Below are 364 nucleotides of genomic sequence, written 5' to 3'. Positions count from 1 at the left end.
TTTACGCCTACAGCTCATCGTTTGATGGTGCCAGCAGCGAGCCATACACCTTGGCAACCGAAGAAAATTTTGCGCTTGCCAGCGGCCCTGCTTTCACCAATACGATTACTGCACCCGCGAGTGTGATTCGCAATTTTAATTTCACTTACTCGGTTGCAGTAAAAAATACCGGTGATCTGGATGCGCACAATGTCAACGTAAAAATCAATTTGCCCGCAGGCTTTACGCTGGTATCCGGTGCGGTAACCCAAAACACCGGCACTATCGCGGATGGTGCAACCAAAACGGTGAGCTGGACAGTGAAGGCTCCCAATCTGGTGACTACGGCTAGAAACGGCGTGACCACTACCAGTATTTCCTTCGG

At 50.5% G+C, this 364-nt stretch carries 1 protein-coding gene; it reads left to right on the top strand.

Annotation, left to right across the window (positions count from 1 at the left end):
* Positions 1 to 364: NEW3 domain-containing protein (locus ACWA6V_RS11785; RefSeq protein WP_449522678.1), on the top strand; the 364-nt coding region annotated here is incomplete at both ends.

The sequence above is a fragment of the Cellvibrio sp. genome, from assembly GCF_053579595.1.
The sequence above is the reverse complement of the archived record's forward strand: the minus strand, read 5'-3'. Positions and strand labels throughout refer to the sequence as shown.